Origin of the sequence: Heyndrickxia acidicola, from assembly GCF_001636425.1 — a bacterium.
Taxonomy (GTDB): Bacteria; Bacillota; Bacilli; order Bacillales; family Bacillaceae_C; genus Bacillus_AE; species Bacillus_AE acidicola.
In genome coordinates this window covers 149,753-172,966 of sequence record NZ_LWJG01000004.1, presented here as the reverse complement: position 1 = coordinate 172,966, position 23,214 = coordinate 149,753, and the positions used below count along the sequence as shown (strand labels likewise).

The following is a 23,214-nucleotide window of genomic DNA, read 5'->3' as shown; positions in this document are numbered from 1 at the left end:
ACTGAACATGGATTTCTAATCATTTTTTTGTGTCGAATAGCAAAAAAGTTTACGAGAAAAGCCTTATTATTATTTATTAATAATAGATAATAATGAGGCTTTGTTTGTTCATGTACGGTTAAAAGGCTCGGGGAATACTACAAAAAATAACATGGATACTATCTATTACTTTTTTTACGTGTTAGAGATAAATGTATTAATTGCTGTATTACATCATAATAATATTCTTTATCTTGGATGTACGATTGCCGCGATAACAGTGAGTTCATTTCTTCTTTTTAAAAGTATTTTGCACTGTCTTTATTTTCTGCAGTCGTTTATCTAACTACAACGCTCGTTCTTTCATTATGCTCGCTTCTAAAATAATTCGCTTACTGGCAGTTCTTTTCTATGTAGCTAGCAGGAAAATTAGTGAAGGAATACTGGATGTTCAAACAGAATATACCAGTAATAGTCTGTTGAGGGGGATGATTATGAAGATAGCTCTACAAAAGTCCTAATAGCAATTCCTCATTTATGTGTTTATTACATTTTTAGGAGTAGGTATGTTGTTCTGGAGTTTATTTTTATAAAACAACACTCGTGTAAAAAATCATAATAGAGATAATTGGCAATATTGTATCATTTCGTGAAAGAAGACTCCCACCCCTAAAGGATAGGCTTTCTTGTTAGAAAATCCTGTAAAAAACATTAAACATAAGGAGAGATCGGCTTTGTTTCCAAATGTGTTTCCAAATACTCTCAGTACCATCATTTTTTATGTATTAACATACGGAATGCTTTTTATGGAGCTAAATGTTATTTTTAGAAGAAGAAAAGGTGCAGAGAAAAAAGATAGAGGTTCTCTTCGTGTAATGCTCATCACTATTTTCCTTGCTTTTTTCGTAATGAACTTTTTGCTTAGAAATGGTTTTGGTTTATTGCCGCATAATTACCATTGGATAAGTTATATAGGCTTTGCCATTGTAATAGCAGGTTTGACATTTAGATGGTATAGCATAGCTGTTCTAGGTAAGTATTTCACTGGCGTTGTGATGATTCAAGAAGGTCATAAAATCATTAAAAAAGGTCCTTATAAAATACTGAGACATCCAAGTTACACTGGAGGGATTATTGCTTTCTTGGGGGTTGCAATAGCAACGAACGACTGGATTACGTTACTCGTATTTCTTATTGCATTGTGGGTAAGTTATGGCTATCGTATGATAATCGAGGAGCCTGCTCTAATTGAACAATTTGGAGATGAATACCGTAACTATCAAAAAGAAACTTGGAGAATCGTTCCTTTTGTTTATTAAGCTTTAACCAAATTATTAAAAGTAAACTTTCCTTAATTAGCTAAAGCTCTACATATTTATGGTATAATTACCGTATGTAACTAGACTGGGTGGGAGGTTGCTTCATCCTTTTTTCTCTGGATTTCAGAGGGGAAGGAGGTGCAACCGCTATGGATCTACTAAGTGCTTTGCTAAAAGAAGCTGCTAAGGTAATTGTTGACTTAACAATTACTTTTCAGCATTATTTTTAGTAAAAGAAGCAAAAAGACCACCCGTTCACGTTCCAAGTCATCGGGTAGGTCTTCTAAGAAAAAACATTAGGAGCAACCAACCCCACTTGGGATTAGTTACTAGGCAGGGATGTTCCAGCATCCTTGCCGTTATTAGTATATACCCCAATTATAACAGATATGAGGATATTTCCAAGTTTTTTTAAATATCGTAAACCTAATCCGTTCAATTAATGAGCGGATTTTCTCTTTCAAACAAAAAGGATGAAGACTCCACGCAGAAACTTTTTGCCTGTTTTTACCCCAAGCGTGTTTCTTTCGTTGTCTTTCAAGGGCATCTAAATTTCAAAACCAAGAATTCCAGAGAAAAAATCAAGAAATTTTAATATCCGCAGCATTTACACAACTTGATAAAATTATTTCATCATAATTTTCAGGAGACAATACTCCCGTTACGGCCATTCTTCTGGCAGTGCAAATGTAGTGACGACGTTCGAAAATAAAAAAGTGATTACAAGTTCGGTGGATGTGAATTAGAATGTTCGGAACCACTCATTAGTATGTCAAATAAAAACGGGGAATTCAACCTGGCAGCTTATTGTAGCCTTTTGAGTCCCCCTCTTTAGTTCTTCTTATAAAATTAGGTATTTGTATTTTACCGAAAGGGAGGATAGCTGAACAAAAAGAAACTGACCTTTCCCATTTTTAACTTTTCTTGTCATTCCTTCGTTTATCTAAAAGCTCCGCAGCCTTGCGTGCTTTTTCTCTGCTGGTATTGATGTATAACAAAGAAATATCTGAAGAGGTATGGCCTAGCTGAGACATAATAAGGGGAATGTCTCCGTTTGTTTGTTCCGCCAAATTTGTCGCGTACGTATGCCTCAATTTATGAGGAGACATGCGTTTATCAAAGGACTTAGTAAATTTATAGACAATATTTTCAATGGCACGGTTCGTAAGCGGCTGAACCTTATTTTTAAAAAGTTTGACGTAAACAAACTCATTTTCGTCATCACTGGCGTTATACTTTTGTTGTCTGACCGTTAAATAGTGTTCAAGGTCCAAAAGACTGGAGGGAGTAGCAGAGACGATATCTTTTTTGTTTCCTTTACGAATAACACTAATTTCCCTTGAACTGAAATCGATATCCTTGATGCGCAAATTGGATAATTCATTGACCCGGATTCCTGTCCCCAGAAATAAAGAGAGAATGCTAATGTTTCGTTCCTTGTCCCGCTCAAAGTAGGTTTTTTCAGAAGAAGAGAGGGAGTGGACATAGTCTCCTTTAATATAATCTAAAAAGTCCAGGTCCCTGTCATGGGTAAAAATTTTATCTGTCAGTTTTCTGGCTCTTTCATTCAACGTCTCAGATACCTTCGTCACCTCAATTTTCTGCATCACGTTACGGTGGAAATAAGGTTCTTTATTGTCTAGCTCTGCTTCAACGGTTAAATATTTAAAGAGAGAACGAAGGGAGGACTTATGGCGATTAACCGTTTTGGGGTCTACTTTTTTGGTTTCATCAGCCTTCGTTGACACCTTATATTTCTTTCTTCCAATAAACTTAAAATAGCCCCTGGCTTCTTCCAGGGTCAAATTTTCAAGAGTGTCAGGTGCAATATTCTTCATATGGGAGGATTCGGTGATTCCCTCTGCCATGAGCCAGTGAAAAAAATCCTGGTAATCTCTTACATAGTTAAATAGAGTCAAAGGGGAGCGGATTTCCTGTTTGGCATCTACGTAAGCTGCCACAAAAGAGGGCATTTCTTTTACCAGCTGCTCAAGCCTTTTTTCATAGTATTCGTGCTGTTTTGAAATGGCCATGCTTGACACCTCAGTTTTTTCTATATCGAACAAATGTTCGTATAATACAATTATTACGAATTTTAGTTTACATAATTTAATTATTGTTAATGCGATATTCTTCTTAATTGATAATGAAAAGAGGGGGAGTTATACCGGTTGGCAGACATATCTTCCATCACATTCGAGTGAAAACAGCTTTAACTAATTTCTATGTGAAATATTCATTATCGGAAAAGGCAAAATGACTGATTAATAGATCAGAATTTGTTTTGTATAATCCGTAAAATCACTTAGATGCTTCTCGACAATCTGCTTTAATATCTCTAAATTCAAGGCCTGGTAGTCATGGACAGCAATGTTTCTAAACCCGACCATGGCTTTTAGTCGTCTTGCTGTCTCTTCTTCAATCATCGAGTGAGTTTCTAATAAATCAAAAGCATCCCTGCTGGTTTGCGGCAATCCAAGCCGCTCTTCTGACACTATATGCATTGCCAAGTCAATGGAAGCCTCGCATGCCCTCTGAATATTCAAGATAATCGAATCCTGTTTCGTAAAGTCTTTCAAATTCGATGGATCATTTGCATATACTTCTTTAATCCGCTGAATGCAGCGCTCCATGACACTGATTTTGTTTAATATCACATCATTTTTCATAGATAGACCCGCTTTCATCAATATTCTTTAAAATGGGCTGCCGCTCTTCGTTTAGCTTTGCATACATACTGAGCGCAATCATTTGCTTTAATCTCAGAAGATGCAGGTCCCTTGCGTACAGAACTTTTCCGTATGAGTAAATCTGTGCTTTAAAAACCGTAGATGCTTTTTTAAGATCAATTAAATCAACGTCCATTTTAATAATATCCGCTAATTCCTGAGCCAATAGAAAAACATCATACGAAGAAACGGAGCGGTTTTCCAGATAAAAAGCAACATCCATATCACTATTTTTATGAGCCGTTTCTTTTGCTTGTGACCCAAAAACAATCAGAAAGGCAGGATTTAATTTGTCGATTAGAAAGGCTTTGATCTTTTGAGCGACTTCGGTTTTCATTGCACTCCCTCCTAAAAACAGATATGAATATTATACCAACTCTTATTGGGTATGCAAAGACTGGCTGGAGTGGCCGTACTCTTCAGGATTCTTCCTATGAGTTTGCTATTTGTACCTAAAAATGACCGGCTGAAAAATGGAATAGGAAAACAAAATTGTAGCAATGGAGTGTAGAATTATCTTTTGGAAGGGTTTACCTAAATATATGTCCTTGGTGATTGAAGAATTTCAAATAAAGGAGAGAAAAATTATATGAGTACTGAAAAAAATGATTGGAAAAATCCAAAGATTCATAGTTTATCCATGATATAATAAAATGGCATAAGCAAAAGGCACGGTGTGCAGTTGGTTCACTCCCGATATGATTTTATAGAGAGAGGGGGTGCCGCTGGTGATTCCGATCAAAGACGCTTTAAGTTTAATGATACAATTTGCGTCCCTAGTCGTTGCAATGATTGTTGCAATCGTCACGGTTACGAGAAAAAAGTAACCCATACCCCCAAGCCTGGTAAGTTTGAGGTGTGAGTTACTTTTTCTCAATTCGCACTTGTCAAATGAAACCACTGCACTTCATGCAGTTCGCTGATGCATAGGTCACTGGTTGCAGCCAGTGACCTTTTTAGTGTGGTTTGTATGTACCTATATTATACCCATCCACACTACATTAAACAAGAAAAGTTGAATTAAATGCAGAACTAGTTTTGTCCAGAAAAAGACGATTGTTGCACAGCGATTTTAAATCATGTAAGTATTTGATTATGATTATTTCTGTTGTCTCATTTTTAAAAGAATACTTTTTATTTTGAGACAGCAACGTTTTTTCCATAATATTAATTTTATTAAATGAAGTAAATCGCAAGTTATTTATTCGTAAAATTTATATTATACGAATAATATTATGATTCAATAAAAACTCCACCCTTTCTGAAACTTTTATAGAAAATGTATCGGTTTTTTCAGCACTTTTTGGTCTATACACTGATTTAATTAGGTCTCGTTTGGCATTCTTCACTAAAAATTCAGTTTGCCTTTTAACGCTAAGCAATAAGATTTTGAGGGAATAAGCTGAAATGATTTACATATAAAAGTAATCGAAAGTTTTAATCGAACAGATCGTCTAGATTGTACAAATTTCTGTCAGGTGGACGCCAACTCTTTTCATTGTTCTCACATCCCTAATTCTAGCAGAAAAACGTAACGAATATATTCAAAACATGTCACCCATAAACAGCCGTCAAAATTGTAAATATAACTGGGATTGTCCGCATGATTCTGATTGGTATCAGACCAGCAACCCCAATTCTAGTATTATTTCCTCTCTTATCTATCACTTCTCTTAATGTTTCTCCTTTTATCCAACTATCAAAAACTCCTTATGAACTCTCCACTTTTCATCCATGTATATGCACTCCTTTGTCCGACACCTGTAAAATTTTTCTGATTAATTAAATGAAATAAGTTAGTATAGCTGAAAATGCCAGATATTAATATAATTTATAAATGTAATCTCCAATAAAAAAGTACCCTCATCGTATACTTAAACTAAATTTGGTATTAGTTTTTGAATTTCTTCTTCAGTACTTTCTAAGCCATCTAACCATAGTTCAACTAAACTTACTCCGTCAATTAGTTCAATATTTAAACCACTAGCATATTCAAGAGCCGCCTTGGTAAAAGACTCTGTAGTAACTACATAACCACCTATGGCGCCATCTTTAACCATTCTTGAGTGTACTAAAGCTATAGAATCAAATCCTAAATCTTCTTTGTAACACTTTACTTGACCTAAATATTTACCTACTTCTGTATCAAGTTCAAAGTCTACTCCAAAATCACCTGAAGCTGGTGATACCCATGCCTTCCCACCTTTTACTCTTTCAAATATTTCAGCAACAAAATTTTCGAATAATAATGGATTCTCCTTAAGGAATAAGGATGAAAAATTATTATTTTCTTCGTCTTCTTTACAAGATCTTAAGTACAATCCCATTGCTAATGTTCTTTTTATCTCCTCACTTGTGTTAATCTGATTTGCAATTAACGAATTTTGATAATTAACTTTTCCTTTAAATATCTTAAAATGAACATATGCTCCAATAATAAATAAAGCTACTAATATTTCAATCGGGAACATGTAACACCTCCATATAGGAAGTGTTGTCAAAAATAAAATACGGTATTCAAGTTATTAAAAATATGTCAGTTAAAACAGCCTTGCATACCTGTTCTAATACCTTAATTAATATTGGGCTTAACTGAAATACTGAATAATATAATTCTGCTTCAGAATTGCTTGCCATGTCTTCTCTGGTTTAGCTAATAAGCAGGAAAAGCATTTCCCATCATTACAACCGACGCAAAAGAAGGGATATTGCAACACGGAAATCAATTAGAGGATCTAAATCATATGCTGCTAAGGTTTTTATTATATTTTCACCCAATGCGAATATTAAACTGGTATACCAGTAAATCTTATCCTTCTGTACCTGAAATATGAGATTTGGAAGCATTATTAGGGGTTAAAGCGAACGGTAATAGAATATTACGTGTTTCTTTGAAATATCTTTTGATTTGACAAGGACTCTCGTAATTTTTTTATAATTGAATTACGATAAATGGAAAGAAGAATTTATGCCAGAAAGAAAGGACACTTCTCCGAAAGGAAATGTCCTCAATTCAATCCGACGCTATCTGTCACTTAGTCTAACATAATGCGTTTTGTTTTACTGGAAAAACAGCGATTTCGAAGAGAAATGGTTTACGCCTGGTTTCCAGCCAGTTTTTGTGTAATTTTTTTTCGCGAAACTATCCCTTAAACCGGTACCCAGCTCCCCATATGGTTTCTATGTATTGGGGGTTCGATGGGTCTGCCTCAATCTTCTCCCTGATTTTGCGAATGTGGACCGTCACCGTAGAGATTTCTCCAAGTGACTCTCCCCCCCATAACCGTTCAAATAATTGATCCCTGCTGATCACATGGTTAGGGTGAAGGGCTAAATAAGTCAAAACATCAAATTCCTTAATGGTAAAAATAACTTCTTTATTATTTACAAAGACTCGACGGGAAACGGGATCAATCCGCAATCCGCGAATCTGGATTTCATCATTGGATTTCTCCCTACCGATTAGCCGATTGTAACGGGATAAATGGGCCTTCACCCTTGCAACCAATTCACTAGGACTGAATGGTTTGACTATATAATCATCCGCTCCAAGCCCTAACCCACGAATTTTATCAATGTCTTCCTTTTTGGCTGAAACCATCAAGATTGGAATATCTTTTACCATTCGAATTTTCCTGCAGATCTCGAATCCATCGATATAGGGAAGCATCAGATCGAGAATAACAAGATCCACCTCTTCTGTCAGTGCTTTTTGTAAGCCCTGATCTCCTGTGAGAGCAATATCCACAGTAAATTTTTCTATTTCCAGATAGTCCCGTTCCAACTCGGCAATACTCGTTTCATCCTCAATAATCAGAATCTTGCTCATTCAGATCACCCCCTTTTTTTAACGCAAAGAATATGCTTGTTCCCTCGCCCTTTATGCTTTCAGCCCAAATGGAGCCCTTATGGCCTTCGATGATTCGTTTTGCAATGGCAAGGCCCAGCCCGCTGCCGCCCTTTTCTGTCCCCCGTGCCAGATCAGCCCGATAAAAGCGGTCGAATACGAGAGGAAGGTTTTCTTCTTTTATTCCCGGTCCATTATCCTTCATTTCAAACAGTAAATTGGAGCCGGCAGTAGATAACAGCATGGTGATCCTTTTCTTTTCTTTATCCATATATTTCAGCGAATTATCGACAATATTGGTTATGACACGTTTGATTTGTTCTCGGTCAGCCATGATCTGATAATTTCCGTTGTCTTCGATTTGAAGTGTGATTTCGACTTCTTTCACTTCCAAATCAAAACGCAGCTCTTCCACGTAATCTTCCAAGTATTCATCAAACTCAATCGGTTCGAAATGAAAAGGGACCCTATTCAGATCAAGTTTAGAGTATAAAAACAGCTCATCTATCATATGGTCCAAATCCACTGCCTTCGTATAAATGGTGTGAAGGTAGCGTTCCATTTTATCTGGATTATTAGCCACCCCGTCCCGTATCCCTTCGATGTAGCCCTTGATGGTTGTTATCGGTGTCTTCAAATCATGTGAGATGTTCGCAATCAGCTCTTTTCTATTATCCTCATATGCTACTTGCAACTCGATTGATTCCTTCAAGCGAAATCTCATTTCTTCAAAGCCCTGTGCCAGTTGGCCCAGTTCATCCTTCGACTTTACGGCAATTTTATTATTCAAGTTTCCTTCTTTGATTTGGGCAGCAGCCTTTTGTAGCTCCTTAATCGGCCTAATAATAGATCGGGAAACAAAGTAGGTCAACAGTCCATTTGTAAGCACCAGAATCACAATCAGGCTGATAAACAGCCATGGAAAAAACGAACGGACAAAGCTGACAAGGTGGCTGGCATCCTTTACAAAAAATAGCGATCCCTCTGATTTGTCAGGGAAGTAAAAATCCATTTGTTTAAGAGAAAGCAACTGTTTATCGATTCTAGTGAGTGGATCGACTTCACCGCTGTTTCCGAAAGCAGGGAGGTCTTCTACGTCCAGAGTCCTTAAATCCGGTGATAAATATAGAAAGCGGTGATCCTTCCTCACCGCAAGTGTAATCCCGAACTTTTTAAGTTTTCCGTCCAATTGTTTTATATAGGACTGGTCTTGCAATATCCCCGGATTCTGGATGGATTGACGATAAACGGATACCCATAATTGGTTTTCCTTCGAAAGAGATGATTCATGATGGTGGCCCGGAGACATATATATATTACGGATTTCCTTGAGGTCCCCTTTGAACAGCAATGCAATCAATAAGGCAGAGATAACGGCAAAGAGGACGGGTACAAGAATCATTGCTATATAAGAAAACAATAACCGGAGACGGATTGACATGATATTCCACCACTTTTACTCTGATTGGTCTTAATGTGTATGGCGATGCAACAATTGATTAAAACTCTTTTTTGTTAAATTTATAATATCCTAGTGTGAAGAATAACGCACCCCAGGACAATAAGTAAAGAGTTCTGCCCAATAATACGCGGCCCATTCCCGCATTGATCCATCTTTCATACCAGCTTGTATCATAAGACGGGAACCATGGCGCTAAAGCCGGTGAGAGGAAATTCACAGCTACCAATACAAGGTAGATTAAAATGGAAAAGATAACGGATTTACTGCTTGACCCTACCCATTGAGCCAAAAAGATAAATAAAATTCCGAGGGCCATTAATGGGACCCAAGATACGAGAAACGCTCCCAAGCCCAGTAGTATTCCATAGAATGTGAAGTTGCTAAGCCAAAATGCACCAGTCAGAAGGGAGGTAACGCAAATAATGAATAAAAGTGCTAGTAAGTATAATCCGATGCTGATGATTTTGGAACTGTATACTTTGAAGCGCGATATTGGACGTACAAGAGTGAATGACAACGTATTTTTTTCCTGCTCACCTGAAAACATATCGCTCACGGCTAAAATAATCAATAAAGGCAAGTAAACGGCTACGGCTAAACCCAAAATGACAAGTGAAAAGCTTTCACCGTCGAAAGCGGTAAAGCCGAATCTGTTTTGGAGAGATTGTATGGAGGGGCCAGCCAATAAAGGAAATAACGCGGAAAGAACCATGAACACGATCGTGGAACGTTTGCTCATTAATTTCCTGCATTCATTTTTTGTATTTTGGAAAAGCAAGCTATGCATGGCGTATTTCTTCCTTTCGCTTCGTGATGCATTCCATGTAAAAGGATTCAAAGGTCTGGGTTCCCCCTAGTTCTTTCTTCGAGGTTTCTCCAATAATTGTTCCTTCTGAAAGTATGGCAACCCTATCGCATAACCGCTCCACCTCTTCAATGAGATGGGTGGAAAGCACGAATGTAACACCCTCTTCTTTTGCCAAACGGCTGATAAGATGCTGGAAATCCAGCTTGCCTTCTATGTCCAATCCATTGGTAGGCTCATCGAGCAGTACGAAGGAAGGTCGTGACAGCAGGGCAGCCGCAAGATACAAGCGTTGGCGCATGCCAGTGGAAAAGGATTTTATTTTTTCGTCCTTGTGTGATTCCATGCCGACCCATTGGAGAACTTCGTTGATACGAGTTCGTGGCAATCCGGGATAAAAGCGGGCAGCTAGGGCGAGATTTTCATAAGCTGTCATATAATCCACAGCTTCTACACCGCTAATGAGACAGCCGACGGATTCCATTGCTTTTTCAAATTCATCGTGGAGATGATGACCATGGATGTGGATATCGCCGCTATCCACATCACACAGAGCAACAATGCACTTCATTAGAGTGGTTTTCCCAGCACCATTGGGACCCAGTAATCCAAAGACTTCCCCTTGATTAACCGAAAAGCTGATGTCTTGAATGCCGCGGCCGTTTTTGTAACGTTTGGTTACATGATTGATATCAAGAACATTGTCCATCTTTTTTCTCCTTCTAAAACATGAGTTTTTTAAAGGCAGAGAGAACACTCTCTGCCTGGTAAGTACTTGGTAAAACAGGATCTTCTAATGGTAATTAATCTTGATGATTGTGTCTATCTTGAACTTTCACCACTTTTTTTCCTTTTAAATCAATAGCCTTAACAGTTGTGCTATTGATATTATTAAGAGTGTCCGTTAAATGAAGGACTAAATTGTGATGTGTACCCTTGGCATCATCACCGGACACATTCAGTGTCACTTCTTGACCAACTAAGAATTGCTGTGCGTCAACGATACCCTTAAGTTCTACACTATCAACCGATACATTGCTCGTAAGTTGCGGCAGGGTTGGTTTCAATTCAGCCTTCTGGCCAAACGTGCCTTTGTTAAAATGATCGCTATGCTGGTTGGCATTAGTGATTAAGAATGATGCAACCGCCTGGCCGACTACTGGTACTTCCGTTTTTGACAGGCTCAACTGAAGTTCTTTATTCCCATTACTTAAGTCAGTTAATTGAATTTTATCCTGGTAGTTTTTAGTAAGAGCATCAAAGATGTTCTCAATTCCTTGTTGCACTTGGGCGGATGGCTTTCCTTCCTTGTGGTTCATATTTTCATGCCCACCCTTGTTGCCTTGCCTTACGTAATAAACATTGTCCTTGCTGTTTTCCACTACTTCTTGATGGTTCAGTGAATTAACGGCAAATTGGGATGCTGTCCCATTGTTTATGACATTTGTCAAACTGTCGGTGGCATGTGTTTTCACATCTTCTTTGTTGACTGAATCCACCTGGTAAATTACCTTGCCATTATCAGTCAGGGAACCTTGCACATGAGCTGTAAAGCTATTGACTGCATACGTTTTTTTGACTGCTGTTTTAAAAGTATCATAGCCAGAGGTAGACGCGCTTGCCGACAGCACTCCTCCTGCCATTAATAATCCGCTGATGCCAGCAGCAGTCAATATTTTTCCTTTGTTTTTCATACTGATCCTCCTATAAACATGAATAGTGGTACTTATTCAGTATAGAGGGTAAGTCTAAAAAATGTATAAACTAACTATTAAATAATTCTTAAATCATACAATAGATTAATAGTGATGCTAGATTGCTTTGCTTTTGTAGAATCGTATGCAGGGACTCTTCATGATAATGTTACCTCTTCTCCTCTTTCCTTTCTTCTACCGTTACTATAGGAGGATGAGCCCAAACTTACTGAATCCCAGTATGAAAGCTTTACTAATTTTTTTCTTAATAATATTTTACGATAAACGTGGAGAAAAGTTTATGTCCCAGTAAAATAAAAAGGACAAACTGATTCCCTGTAATAACATACGGAACCATAGTTAAAGAAGCCCCGCCAATAAATCGATATGCTGCATAAATGAATCAATTTCATAATTAATATTTTGAATGATTACACCACCCGAATTTCTGTTTCTTTTTTTGAAAAATTAGGCTGCTTGTTACCTATTGATAAGAAGTGCAAATTATTTCTTTTGAAGCAGCTGAAACAATAGTCCGTGTTCATTTGATTCCCTATTTTAACGAAATGACGTTAAACAAGATTAATGCATTTGATATCGATCATTTGTACGCGCACAAACTAAACGACGGGATGGCACCCGCTACTGTTCACAAAATTCAAAACCCATCTCAAAATCCTTTCAGAAAACGAGTTAGTTCCTTTTATGTTAGCTATTTTTATCGTCATGCTGCCCGGAGAAATTCTTGTCCTTTAATGAAAAAATGTAAACTTAGAAAAGGTGACATCCATGTAGAGGAATGATTAACTCGGACAAAAACAAAAGATTTGATCATCAAAGATGTTAAAACTGCCCATTCAAGTCGAAAATCCAATAGTTATCAAGAATATCAGTATTAATCTCAACATTATGGTTCAGGCTGTAACTTTGAAAGATATTTACTACACCTTGTGACTGATAACCTACTTTGATTCTTTCGCTGTTATTTATTGAGGGTTTTCCAAAAGATAAAAAATCATTGATTATTATATTTGCAAGATCTAATTCTTCAATGAATATTTGGATGTATTCCTTCTTATTACTAGGCAAATCAGGCTCTTTTAGAAGTTGCAGAAAGACACTTACATCGGATCTCTAATTTCAAGAGCGAAAACACTTGTTAACTCACTAATAACGCATAATTTTTCCGAGTTTGAATACAAAAAAAAAAACGAGAAAATCCTCGTTTTTTCATATTTGACCTAATTTCTTCGGAATTAGTTTTCGATATTCAGTTGGTGTTTTCCCTAATTTTTTCTTGAAATAACGACTAAAATGAGAAACACTTTCAAATCCAACATTAACAGATATATCAAAAATTGTTTTATTTTCCATCTCCAACATATACCTTGCAGCATTTAGGCGGCAATGCATAACATATTCCATAACTGAAAGGTCTGTCACTTCTTTAAATAATGCAGCCATATATGAACGACTAATGGCTAACGAAACTGCAATACTTTCCAGCGATAATGGTTTTGCGTAGTTTTGATCAATCCATTTTTTAATTTGAAAGGCTCGATGTTCCTTTTCTGAACAATCATCACAATCAGAGAGAAAATAACTTTGACTTAAATCATAGATTATCATTAACAATTGGATTAAAGACATTTTAAATTTCCCTTCATGCATTCGATATGTAAGAGATCCACAATTAGCGTGTCCAATACGATCACAATTTTGCTTTGTTTTTTCAATATCTATCATAAGAAAATCAATTGTTTTTAACCACTCATGATCACCCATTCGTAACAAAACATGATCCATTTTTGTAAAAGGTTCTAAAAGCTCCGGCAAATTGAGGTCTTTACATAAACTAGGTTTTATCCACTCACTCGAAAATGAGACAACACTTCTTACATAAGGAGATTCAGCAGAGGGAAATGCACGATGCAATGTTAACCCATTCATCACAACGATATCACCGGGTTGAAGATAATAAATCTTATTTCCGATGATGTATCTGCAATCTCCTTCATGGAAACGGTAAATTTCAAATTCTGTATGAGAATGAAAATCTGAATTAGAAAATTCATTTCTTTTTTTATAAAAGGCATCCGTAATCCAATTATCCATTGCAATCACTCCTCATATTATTGGCAAACTAATTAATTTCCAATTTGAGCAGATTTATAAATAGCTAGGATAATTTCAATGGGTTTGATTCACTCAGGACCGTTTTTTTTGGTGCACGATCATTTTTAATGACATCAATCAAATCCAAAGTTTGTAATCAGTGTGCATTCTCCTGCTCATTGTAAAGTTGTTATGTTTCTGCTATATTTCTAGTATTTTTCCGGCCTATTATATCATTTTTATTCTCTTTTACGTACTAGCAATCTGTGATTTTTATCACTTCAATCCTTGTGTGGCAATTCCGTCTACAATATAGCGTTGAAAAATGAAAAACATAATGAACAATGGCAATAGTGATAGGGTAGACATGGCAAATAAATTTCCCCATTTCGTTAAAGAAGATGGATCAGAAAACATACGTAAGCCTAATGAAATTGTAAAAGTACTTGGTTGGTTTAAATAAATTAATGGTCCTAAAAAATCATCCCATGTCCAAATGAATGAAAAGATAGATACTGTAATTAATGCAGGCTTACAAATAGGTAAAATGATTTTCCAAAACGTTCTATATGTTGAACACCCATCAATAAGGGCTGCTTCATCTAATTCTTTAGGAATTGTTCGAATGAATTGCATCATTAAAAAGACGAAAAAGGCATTTCCCCCAATAAACTGAGGTACGATAAGAGGTAGAAATGTATTAATCCACCCTAGTTTATGAAACAATATGTATTGAGGAATTATGGTTACTTGCACAGGCAACATCATAGTGACCATAAGACAGGCAAATAATGGCTTTTGAAATGAAAATTTTAACCGGGCAAATCCAAAAGAAACAAAACTGGATGTAAACATCGCCCCAATCATTGACAAAAATGAAATAATAAATGAATTTAAGAAGAAAGTTCCAAAGGAAGTGCCGCCAAAACCCTTCCACCCGTCCAGATAATTATGCCACTGGAAACTGGATGGTATAAGAGAAGCGGCTTGTTTGAAAATCTCTGACTCTGGTTTCAACGAACTCACCGCTGTCCAAATAATTGGATACATCATAAATAGTCCAAACACAATTGCGAACAAATGAAAAATGGTATTAGGAATCAATCTTTTTGTCATGTACTTATCTCCTTACGATTCATAATATACCCATGATTTTGATAATTTGAAGACAATGGCAGTTAATACACCAATGATGATTAACAATACCCAAGCCATCGCTGATGCATATCCCATTTGGAAATTAGTAAATGCAGTGTCGTAAAGATAGACTGCATAAAATAATGTTGAATCCAGTGGTCCTCCTTGAGTAACCATAAAACTTTGCGTAAATGTCATAAAACCGCTAATCATCTGCATTACCAGATTAAAAAAGATAATTGGTGATAACATCGGAAGCGTAATTCTAAAAAATTTTGTAACTGAATTAGCTCCATCAACATTAGCTGCTTCATACAACTCTGGAGGGATTTGTTTTAATCCTGCTAAAAAAATTAACATCGGTGATCCAAATTGCCACGTGACAAGTAAAATAAGTGTCCAAATGGAGGTTTTTGGATCTAGCAACCAATTCGGTCCATGAATTCCTATAAGGGATAAAGCATGATTGATGGCTCCGTCATCTCCAAATAACTGTCTCCACATGACAGCTACTGCTACACTTCCTCCAACTAACGATGGAATATAATAGATGGTCCGGTAGATTCCAACTCCTTTTCTTGGTTTGACAAAAAGCATAGCCACCATCAAGGCGAATGCGAGTTTCAATGGCACAGATATCAATACAAATTGAAATGTTACTTTTAGCGAATTCCAATACCTAGGATCTTGGGTAAACATATAAACATAATTCTTAAAACCTACCCATTTTGGACTTGATAACATGTCATAGTTTGTAAATGAAAAATAAAGCGAAGCAATCATAGGTCCTAAGACAAAAACAATGAATCCTAAAAGCCATGGTAAGATAAAAGAGTATCCGACTAAATTTTTTTTCCATGTTTTTGATAAAGAATTTGAGTTCCTAGTAATAAAAGGATCTTTTATTTTTGTACGTGAGACGACAGATTCGTTTATGTTTGTTTTAATTGGGGTTTTCATTTTTATCTCCTTTTTTAAACAAGCCACCTACTGGATAGATGGCTTGTTTATATAAAAATAGATTAATTTGAGCTTAAAATTTGATTCGCTTCCTGACGGAATTGTTTTGCCGCTGCTTCAGGTGTAAGCTGACCATAAGCAATTTGCAACTGTAAACGATTGAAAAGGTCGGACACTTTAGAACCACCTTCTGGCGCCGGCGGATCAATTGGTTTGGAGTGCGCAGCAACATATTCAATATAAGAAAATTGCTCTTTTTCAGCTTCACTTAATGTTGGAAGTAAATGATCTCGAACTTTTTTAGAAATTGGCACCCCGCGCTCTGCTTTCAAGATATCATTTGCTCCTAAATCATTAAGGAAGAAATTTATAAATTTAACTGCTGCATCTTTATGTTGTGAAGAAGAAGACATAGAGACTAACATGGCAGGTTTCAAATAGTTCCCTTCTTGCCCACCTGGTAATTCTGGCGGTGCGATAAGTTTTAAGGTATGTCCTGCGTATGTTGAATCCCCAACGACCAAGTTACTTGTAAAACCGTGTACAGCTGCTTGTCCTTTTACAATCATTATATTTGCTTCATTCGGAGCTAATGAGGCTACAACCTTTGGATCTCCAAACAATCCGTTTTTGTAGTGTGTGAGTAGGTAATTTGTATAATCGACGAATAGCTGATCATCTTTATACCCTAGACTTTTACCATCTGCACTGTACTCGTGTGTTCCTCTTTGGCGAAGGTAATATGTGAAGTCATATGGAGCAGTATCCTCTGGACTAAATCCTTTAGTACCTAATTTTGTTTTTAATGCGGATAATGTATTATCTAAATTTTCTGTCGTATATCCTGGTTGGAGTTCTGGTACACCCGCTTTTTGAAAAATGGTTGGGTCATATTCTACTGCAGGTGCATTCATTCCAAGTGAAATGGCATAGTTTTTATTGCCGATAATACCACCTGCAAGATATGCCTTATTATCAACTGCAGATAAATCTATTTTTCCTGAGCTGATATAAGAATCAAGGGGATCAATCAAATGACGACTAGTGTATTCTCCAAGATAAGCGTAATCCATTTGCATTACATCTGGTAAACTTTGACCAGCAGCTTCGGTTGCCATTTTTGTCCAATAGTCGTTGAAATTTGTATATTCTGTTTCGATTTTAATATTTGGATTTTGTTTTTCAAAAAGTTGAATCATTTTTTGTGTCCGGTCGTTTCGATCTTGTGAACCCCACCATGCTACTTTTAATGTAATTTGCTTATTAGCATCTGAACTACTAGATTGACCCGAAGTTGGACTTGCACAACCTGCAAGCCCAATAGCAATTCCTGCCATTAACGCCATTGACGCTAGTTTTTTCATATTATTTTTCATATGTTATCCTCCTAAATTTCGTCAATTTGAACTTGCTTCCCAATTTTTGAAGATTGATAGATTGCCAATATGACTTTTAGTGGTTTAATTGCCTCGAGTCCATTCACTGCTGGTTCTCGATTTTCTTCAATGGCTTCAATCAAATCGTTGAATTGAAGGACATGACTACTTTGTGAAATCGCTGCAGGATCTGAAGCCCCTGTTTCATTTACTTCTTTTTCGGTTTCTAAATGGTTTACACCACCATAGTTACCTACTTCCCCAATATCAGCACGGAATACTTTATGCACTAAAAGATCATTTTCAATGACCGCCGAACCATCTTTTCCAAACACTTCAATTCTTGTAGATAATCCGGGGAAAGCACAGGTTGTCCCGACAAGTGTCCCGATAGCACCATTTTTGAATTGTAAGGTCGCGACTGCAGCATCTTCCACTTCGATTCGTTCATGCCCCATAGTTCTACAATGGGCGTAAACACTTTCGATTTCACCTGCTAGATATTGAAGCACATCAATCGTATGAATTCCTTGATTCATTAGTGCTCCGCCACCGTCTAATTCCCATGTTCCTCTCCAATCTCCACTGTCATAGTAGGATTGAGAGCGATACCAATTGATTGCTCCATTTCCGATGATTACTTTACCAAATTTCCCGTTATCAATGTCCTCTTTTACTTCTATCGTTGCAGCATCAAAACGGTGTTGAGAAATAACAGCAAGCTTTCTGTTTGCCTTTCTACATTCTTCAATCATCTGTCTAGCTTTCTCCAAGTTTACATCCATTGGTTTTTCTGAAATGACATGTTTTCCAGCTTGTACTGCTTGTATTGTGTGATCAGCATGCATTCCACTTGGAGTACAAATATTAACGATGTCGATGGCTTCATTTTCTAACATTTCTTCTATGCTGTTGTACCAATTGCACCCATATTTTTCTGCTAATGCTTGCGCCTTTTCTGAAATTATGTCACAGATAGCAACAAGATTTCCCTGTTCAACCTGTTGCAGCATTTTTGCATGGGATTTTCCAATCACACCTGCACCAATGATTGCAAAATTGTAACTTTTCTTAGACATATGTAGTACCCCTTTCTTTTAATTCCACAGCCAATTGATGTCGTCTAGTATTTTTTTTAAAGCTTCTGTTGCTACTTTAAATAAATCTGGACCACTGAAACCTTGGAATGTTTCTGCTGCCTTTAAGTGCGGCTCTAACGACATAAAGCCGTTATAACCTTTGTTTTTTAATACGCTTAAAATTTCTCGAACTTCACCGTCCCCTTCTCCAACAGGAACCACTTTTCCATCCTCAAATCTTGCATCTTTAATGTGTAAATATTCAATAAAGGGTAGAAGTTTTGAATATGCCTCTGTAAACGGCCTTACCCCGCATTGAACGAAGTTTGCGGGATCAAATGCACAGCGTAAATTTTGAGAATCTACATACTCTAAGATATCCAAGCATCTTTCAGTTGTGTCGCCGTAAATATCTTTTTCGTTTTCATGAAGAAGCACAATTTCTGTTCCTTCCGCTATATTAGTAAGCGTTTTCATTCTATACAAAACCTCATCTCGGTATTTTGCTGGATCTTTCTTTTCAGGGATAAAGAAAGAAAAAATGCGAATGTATGGAGAATGAAAAAATTTAGCAATCTCTAGTGCTCGATCAAAATCTTTTAGATGTGGTTCAAAATCATCAGTAATATTAATTTTTCCAATGGGGGATCCAATAGAAGAAACAAAAATTCCATTTTGATCAAATTCCTTTTTTACTTCTTCTAATTCTTTATCAGTTAGTTTAAGAACATTTTTTCCCCAAACTCCCCTAAATTCAACATTTTTCATTTTTAGAGATTGAAGCACCTCGATTTGCTCTTCTAGTTCTGGTGAAATTTCATCTGCAAACCCAGTTAATTGGATCATTTTTTCCCTCCTCATTTTTTTATATTTTGTATAAAGTATAGCAATATCAGTTTTAAGGCGCTTGACTCTGCGTACTGAATTTTAAGACAATTTTGACTATACGTACTTTTTTTGTAGCGATACGCAAATCTTGAAATTTATCATTTTTATCCTCAGGTTGTTAAAATCATCAGTTAATAAGTTTGTGTCCAAAATGACCAAAACCAACATTTTGGCTTATTTTGACAACAAATGACACAACCAAATTTAATAAGGTACCTCCTTTATGAAGATACCCGTTAAAAAGATTATGTTGCATAGGCTGGATTTGTGATATTATTTAATATTTAATCATTAAAATTCAATGTAGGAGGCTGGGGCAACCCAAGAATATTGCAGGACCATCGTAGTGCAGGTCCTAATTGTAAACGCTGAATGCATCTAAGTCGAGGGAGTAGAGTAATGGGTGGCTGTCCAGCTCGTGATGCAAAAAATCCTGCAACGACAACAGCAACAGATTTTTTAGCATACAAAGGAAACTCAATGGAATTATCAGCCATTACCCTTATATATTCAGTCAACAAACGTTCTGCTTTTGGCCCCCCTTCACCCTCAATACTCGGAAGAAAAAATCCCACATCAAAAAGCAATGGTCCCCTGCATGCCAATGCCCAATCGAACAATAACAAAGAACCATCTCTAAAACGAAGATTATCTGAACGTATGTCTTTATGAATTAATCCCCATGGTTGGTCCAAATTCATATATTCTGCTTCGATTGTAATCATTGTGTCAATTACCTCTTCCAGCCAAGACTCAGCATCACTTTTTTTCTCACTAAACAATCCCAGAAAGTAATTTCTTTCATCATTGCTATTTTTAATATTGATCCAATTATCAGTTACTCCTTTACTAGTCATTGGTTCAACCTTACCAGCCTCAGAAAGTCCCCTTAAATGAAATTCCGCTATATCCCGAATAGCTTGCAAAGCTAACGCCTCAGACCAAGGAGGGACCTTTTTTGTATTTCTTAAATCCTCTAGTAATAAAAGATGCCAGCCTTCAACACTCACTGAACCAAAATAACGAGGAGACATTGGGTAAATCGCAGCAATATCACGATATACAGTTTCTTCAAGCGGAAGCACTTTCCAATTCTCTTTAATAGATCCCAATCCAGCTCCCTTGGCAAATAGGGTTCTGCCGTCTTCTAAGAAAAGTCGAAATGTTGCACTTGGTCCATATCCTCCAAAAACACGAGTAGCCCAGCGTATAGAACTTCCTACTTTATCTTCAATTTGCTTACGTAATTCTAGAGGGACATCTCGCCAGTAAGGCTTAGGTTCACGCATTCCATTCTCCTCCTTTTCTTTGAATACCTAATGTGATGGGAACTAGCATCTTAATTATAGCTGCCTTTCAATGAGAATATATAAAATCAACGTTACACACCCCTAACGTTTCTCCATACCCTCCACCACCAGATTTTATTTTTCTAAAAAATCATTGGCTTCTTAAAGCCCTTTTTATATCTCCTCTATATCTGTACTAACAAAAATACCCCCAATGATAATAATATTGTATTTAAATTATTCTTCGTTGGTATATTCTGTTACTTAATTTAAAATTCCTTCTTAATACAGATAAATAAGAGGTTGAAGTTATCCCTCCCTTTTCTCCCTGTTCACACCGTTCGCACGGTAGAGTAGGCACCTAGCGAGTTATTACCGAAAGTAGCACTTTTCCAAGTACCTGCAGCATTATGCCTTTAATTAGAATAACAACGAGTAGTATACACTTTGTTACAGTAAAAACAGCGCCAAAAAAAAGAGGATAACTCCTTTGATGGATTATCCCCATAATATTTTTACTCTTTTTCCCTTCACTAAATAGATGAAAAAGAAATGACAGGACTAATTCGATATAGCAGTGTTTGTCGAACCAGTAGAACCTGATGTTCCTGTTGAACCAGTAGAACCTGATGTTCCTGTTGAACCAGTTGAACCAGAATCAGTAGAACCTGATGTTCCTGTCGAACCAGTAGAACCATTGTTTGTAGATGAAGTTGATGAATTTTCAATCGCAGCTATTTGATTTTGCAATTGCGTTAGTTGAGATTGCAAAGAAGTCAATTTTGTTTGTAGAGCCGTATTATATGTTGTTACTTCGTTTGGAAGATTGGTGATTTTAGCTTGTAGTGCTGCTGTTTCATTGGTGTATTCTTGAGTTAAAGAGCTGATTCTTTGATTAATGGTCGTAATTTTATTGTTTATGGCAGCTTGCGTATTGGAATCAGTTGTATTAGCTAGTTGCGTTTGTAAATTCGTCAACTCTGTATTTAATTCCTTGTTTCGATTTTGGTAAGCAGTGTTCAAATTCGAGATTCGTGTGTTTAATTCATTTGTTTTCTTTTGAGCTAGAGTACCCAATGAAGCAATTTGAGTGTTTATTTCAGTGATTTTGTTTTGTGTTTTTGTTATTTGCGATTGCAGCTTTGCAATTTGTTGTTGCTGCTTAGTAGGAAGCTTCGCAGCTTGCTGCTGTTCATTTTGCAACGCCGTTAATTGCGATTGTAATGTTGTAAGTTCATTTTGAAGATCTTGTGTTTTTGCTGTCACTTCCGTCGGAAGATTAGAAATTTTGGTTTGCAATTCTGTTTGTGAGTTGTTATATTCTTGAGTCAATGAACTAATTCGTTTATTAAGAAACGTAATTTTCTTATTGATTTTAGCTTGTTCAGTAGGATCCGTAGTGTTAGTCAGCTGCGTCTGCAAATTCGTTAACTGTGCATTTAATTTCGTGCTTTGGTTGTTGTAATACGTGGTTAAATTCGTTAATCGTGTATTTAATTCATTGGTTTCTGTTTGAACCACCGTACTTAACAAAGCAATATGATTCGTCACTTCTTTAATTTGGTTTTGCACTTGGTTGATTTGTGCTTGAAGGCTGCTATTGTGTCTATATTTTCCACCATAGTTCGTTGAAATAGAGGCTCTCAATGGTCGAGTGTTACTATGTAATCTATCTTTTGCAAAAACATTTGGACTTACAGCCAATATAGATGATGCGATTACTCCTGTTGCTAAAACTCCTTTAAAACCTTTGGATAGTTTCATTTTATCACTCCTCTTAATTGTAAATATTCTAGGATTTTTCGACATTCTGTATCTTCATTTGATTGATACAGACAAAATTATAACTTCCGAACATTAAAATAATATTAATTTTTTGTCAATATTACTAAATTAATGTAACAAAACATTCGTTTTCATTACCCTATTTATTTATAAGCTTTTACCTAGTAAATTCGTATAACATCTGTACCAAAGATATGCAACAATATTTTCACTTGAATCATCTTTGGAAATATATTTGGTCGAGGAAAGGATTAGTTTGAAGTTGGGCTTGTGCGTGTTTCTACTTTTGACCACATTTGGCTCGCGAAAAGAAGCACTTTGAGGAATTTGGATGTGATTGAATAATCTTTAAAAATGATAACTGGGACAAAAAAGAACCAACCGGAGTTCGACAGAATGTTACAGTTTCTTCGTCCAGAATATATTGTATCTGTAGTTACATCTAACTCGATTATCACGTTCTACAAAAGACCTAATTAAAATCACGGAACTAATTTCTCAAAAAGGAACCCATTTGTAAAGTCTAAAGGAAGCATGGCTGAATACAACATAGCACATGGAAAAATGTTATTTACCAATTTCTCTGGAATTATTCCATTTGATAGAGATTTAACTTCTGAATGGACAAAGGAAGGATTGAAGCTGCCAGGAAACGAGGGAAACATCCTAGAAGACGAAAAACGATGAAGAAAAGGTTAATTCTTCTGAACAAGGGATGACTCGTACGGATGCTGCATCGTAAGATACAAC

At 36.5% G+C, this 23,214-nt stretch carries 19 protein-coding genes and 1 pseudogene; 3 read left to right on the top strand and 17 right to left on the bottom strand.

Features of this window, described 5'->3' with window-relative positions; translation table 11 throughout:
* Positions 1–665 precede the first annotated feature (665 nt).
* A complete protein-coding gene (locus A5N88_RS23205; RefSeq protein WP_157090825.1) occupies positions 666–1,298 on the top strand; it encodes a methyltransferase family protein in 633 nt (210 codons plus the stop codon).
* A 914-nt stretch (positions 1,299–2,212) separates the two neighbouring features.
* Here the strand turns inward: A5N88_RS23205 and xerS are convergent.
* The 3 genes from xerS to mntA all read right to left on the bottom strand — a co-directional run bounded on the left by xerS (position 2,213) and on the right by mntA (position 4,364).
* Complete coding sequence (xerS, locus tag A5N88_RS23200) at positions 2,213–3,331, bottom strand: tyrosine recombinase XerS (RefSeq protein WP_066271279.1); 1,119 nt, start codon at positions 3,329–3,331, stop codon at positions 2,213–2,215.
* A gap of 231 nt (positions 3,332–3,562) precedes the next feature.
* A complete protein-coding gene (gene hepT / locus A5N88_RS23195; RefSeq protein WP_066271276.1) occupies positions 3,563–3,967 on the bottom strand; it encodes a type VII toxin-antitoxin system HepT family RNase toxin in 405 nt (134 codons plus the stop codon).
* Entirely contained in the window at positions 3,957–4,364 is a 408-nt protein-coding gene (gene mntA, locus A5N88_RS23190) for a type VII toxin-antitoxin system MntA family adenylyltransferase antitoxin (RefSeq protein ID WP_066271273.1), read from the bottom strand. The genes hepT and mntA overlap by 11 nt, the downstream gene beginning before the upstream one ends.
* A gap of 391 nt (positions 4,365–4,755) precedes the next feature.
* Here mntA and A5N88_RS25995 point away from each other — a divergent pair, with 391 nt between their 5' ends.
* Positions 4,756–4,854, top strand: a complete 99-nt coding sequence (locus tag A5N88_RS25995) for a putative holin-like toxin (protein WP_232317655.1) — start codon at positions 4,756–4,758, stop codon at positions 4,852–4,854.
* 1,047 nt (positions 4,855–5,901) lie between these two features.
* Here A5N88_RS25995 and A5N88_RS23185 read toward each other — a convergent pair.
* From A5N88_RS23185 to A5N88_RS25330, 14 genes are all read right to left on the bottom strand, one after another.
* The gene (locus A5N88_RS23185; protein WP_083953359.1) at positions 5,902–6,498 is read right to left on the bottom strand and encodes a restriction endonuclease; all 597 of its coding nucleotides are present in this window, start codon (positions 6,496–6,498) and stop codon (positions 5,902–5,904) included.
* Positions 6,499–7,169: 671 nt separating this feature from the next.
* A complete protein-coding gene (locus A5N88_RS23180; protein WP_066271271.1) occupies positions 7,170–7,856 on the bottom strand; it encodes a response regulator transcription factor in 687 nt (228 codons plus the stop codon).
* The gene (locus A5N88_RS23175) at positions 7,834–9,315 is read right to left on the bottom strand and encodes a sensor histidine kinase (RefSeq protein WP_066271269.1); all 1,482 of its coding nucleotides are present in this window, start codon (positions 9,313–9,315) and stop codon (positions 7,834–7,836) included. Before A5N88_RS23175 ends, A5N88_RS23180 begins: the two co-directional genes overlap by 23 nt.
* A 58-nt stretch (positions 9,316–9,373) precedes the next feature.
* Complete coding sequence (locus tag A5N88_RS23170; RefSeq protein ID WP_066271266.1) at positions 9,374–10,123, bottom strand: ABC transporter permease; 750 nt, start codon at positions 10,121–10,123, stop codon at positions 9,374–9,376.
* On the bottom strand, positions 10,116–10,850 hold the full coding sequence (locus tag A5N88_RS23165) for an ABC transporter ATP-binding protein (protein ID WP_066271264.1): 735 nt from the start codon (positions 10,848–10,850) through the stop codon (positions 10,116–10,118). Before A5N88_RS23165 ends, A5N88_RS23170 begins: the two co-directional genes overlap by 8 nt.
* 94 nt (positions 10,851–10,944) lie before the next feature.
* Positions 10,945–11,835 carry a hypothetical protein gene (locus A5N88_RS23160; RefSeq protein ID WP_066271262.1) on the bottom strand — a complete coding sequence of 297 codons (891 nt, stop codon included), beginning with the start codon at positions 11,833–11,835 and terminating at the stop codon, positions 10,945–10,947.
* A gap of 1,230 nt (positions 11,836–13,065) precedes the next feature.
* Positions 13,066–13,950: an AraC family transcriptional regulator gene (locus tag A5N88_RS23150; protein ID WP_066271256.1), complete on the bottom strand. Its 885-nt coding sequence runs from the start codon at positions 13,948–13,950 to the stop codon at positions 13,066–13,068.
* A 276-nt stretch (positions 13,951–14,226) separates the two neighbouring features.
* Entirely contained in the window at positions 14,227–15,066 is an 840-nt protein-coding gene (locus A5N88_RS23145; protein ID WP_066271254.1) for a carbohydrate ABC transporter permease, read from the bottom strand.
* A gap of 12 nt (positions 15,067–15,078) precedes the next feature.
* Positions 15,079–16,047, bottom strand: a complete 969-nt coding sequence (locus A5N88_RS23140; protein WP_083953358.1) for a carbohydrate ABC transporter permease — start codon at positions 16,045–16,047, stop codon at positions 15,079–15,081.
* Between the two features lie 62 nt (positions 16,048–16,109).
* A complete protein-coding gene (locus tag A5N88_RS23135; protein ID WP_083953357.1) occupies positions 16,110–17,423 on the bottom strand; it encodes an ABC transporter substrate-binding protein in 1,314 nt (437 codons plus the stop codon).
* An 11-nt stretch (positions 17,424–17,434) separates the two neighbouring features.
* Positions 17,435–18,502, bottom strand: coding sequence for a Gfo/Idh/MocA family protein (locus A5N88_RS23130; protein WP_066271252.1), 1,068 nt, complete (start codon positions 18,500–18,502; stop codon positions 17,435–17,437).
* Between the two features lie 18 nt (positions 18,503–18,520).
* The gene (locus A5N88_RS23125; protein WP_066271249.1) at positions 18,521–19,348 is read right to left on the bottom strand and encodes a sugar phosphate isomerase/epimerase family protein; all 828 of its coding nucleotides are present in this window, start codon (positions 19,346–19,348) and stop codon (positions 18,521–18,523) included.
* 326 nt (positions 19,349–19,674) lie between these two features.
* Positions 19,675–20,679 (bottom strand): phosphotransferase, encoded by a 1,005-nt coding sequence (locus A5N88_RS23120; RefSeq protein ID WP_066271246.1) that lies wholly within the window; start codon positions 20,677–20,679, stop codon positions 19,675–19,677.
* A 561-nt stretch (positions 20,680–21,240) separates the two neighbouring features.
* Complete coding sequence (locus tag A5N88_RS25330; RefSeq protein WP_066271243.1) at positions 21,241–22,443, bottom strand: hypothetical protein; 1,203 nt, start codon at positions 22,441–22,443, stop codon at positions 21,241–21,243.
* Between the two features lie 291 nt (positions 22,444–22,734).
* On the opposite strand from A5N88_RS25330, the pseudogene A5N88_RS26545 reads away from it, so the two are divergent.
* A pseudogene (locus A5N88_RS26545) lies at positions 22,735–23,206 on the top strand (recombinase family protein).
* Positions 23,207–23,214: the final 8 nt, after the last annotated feature.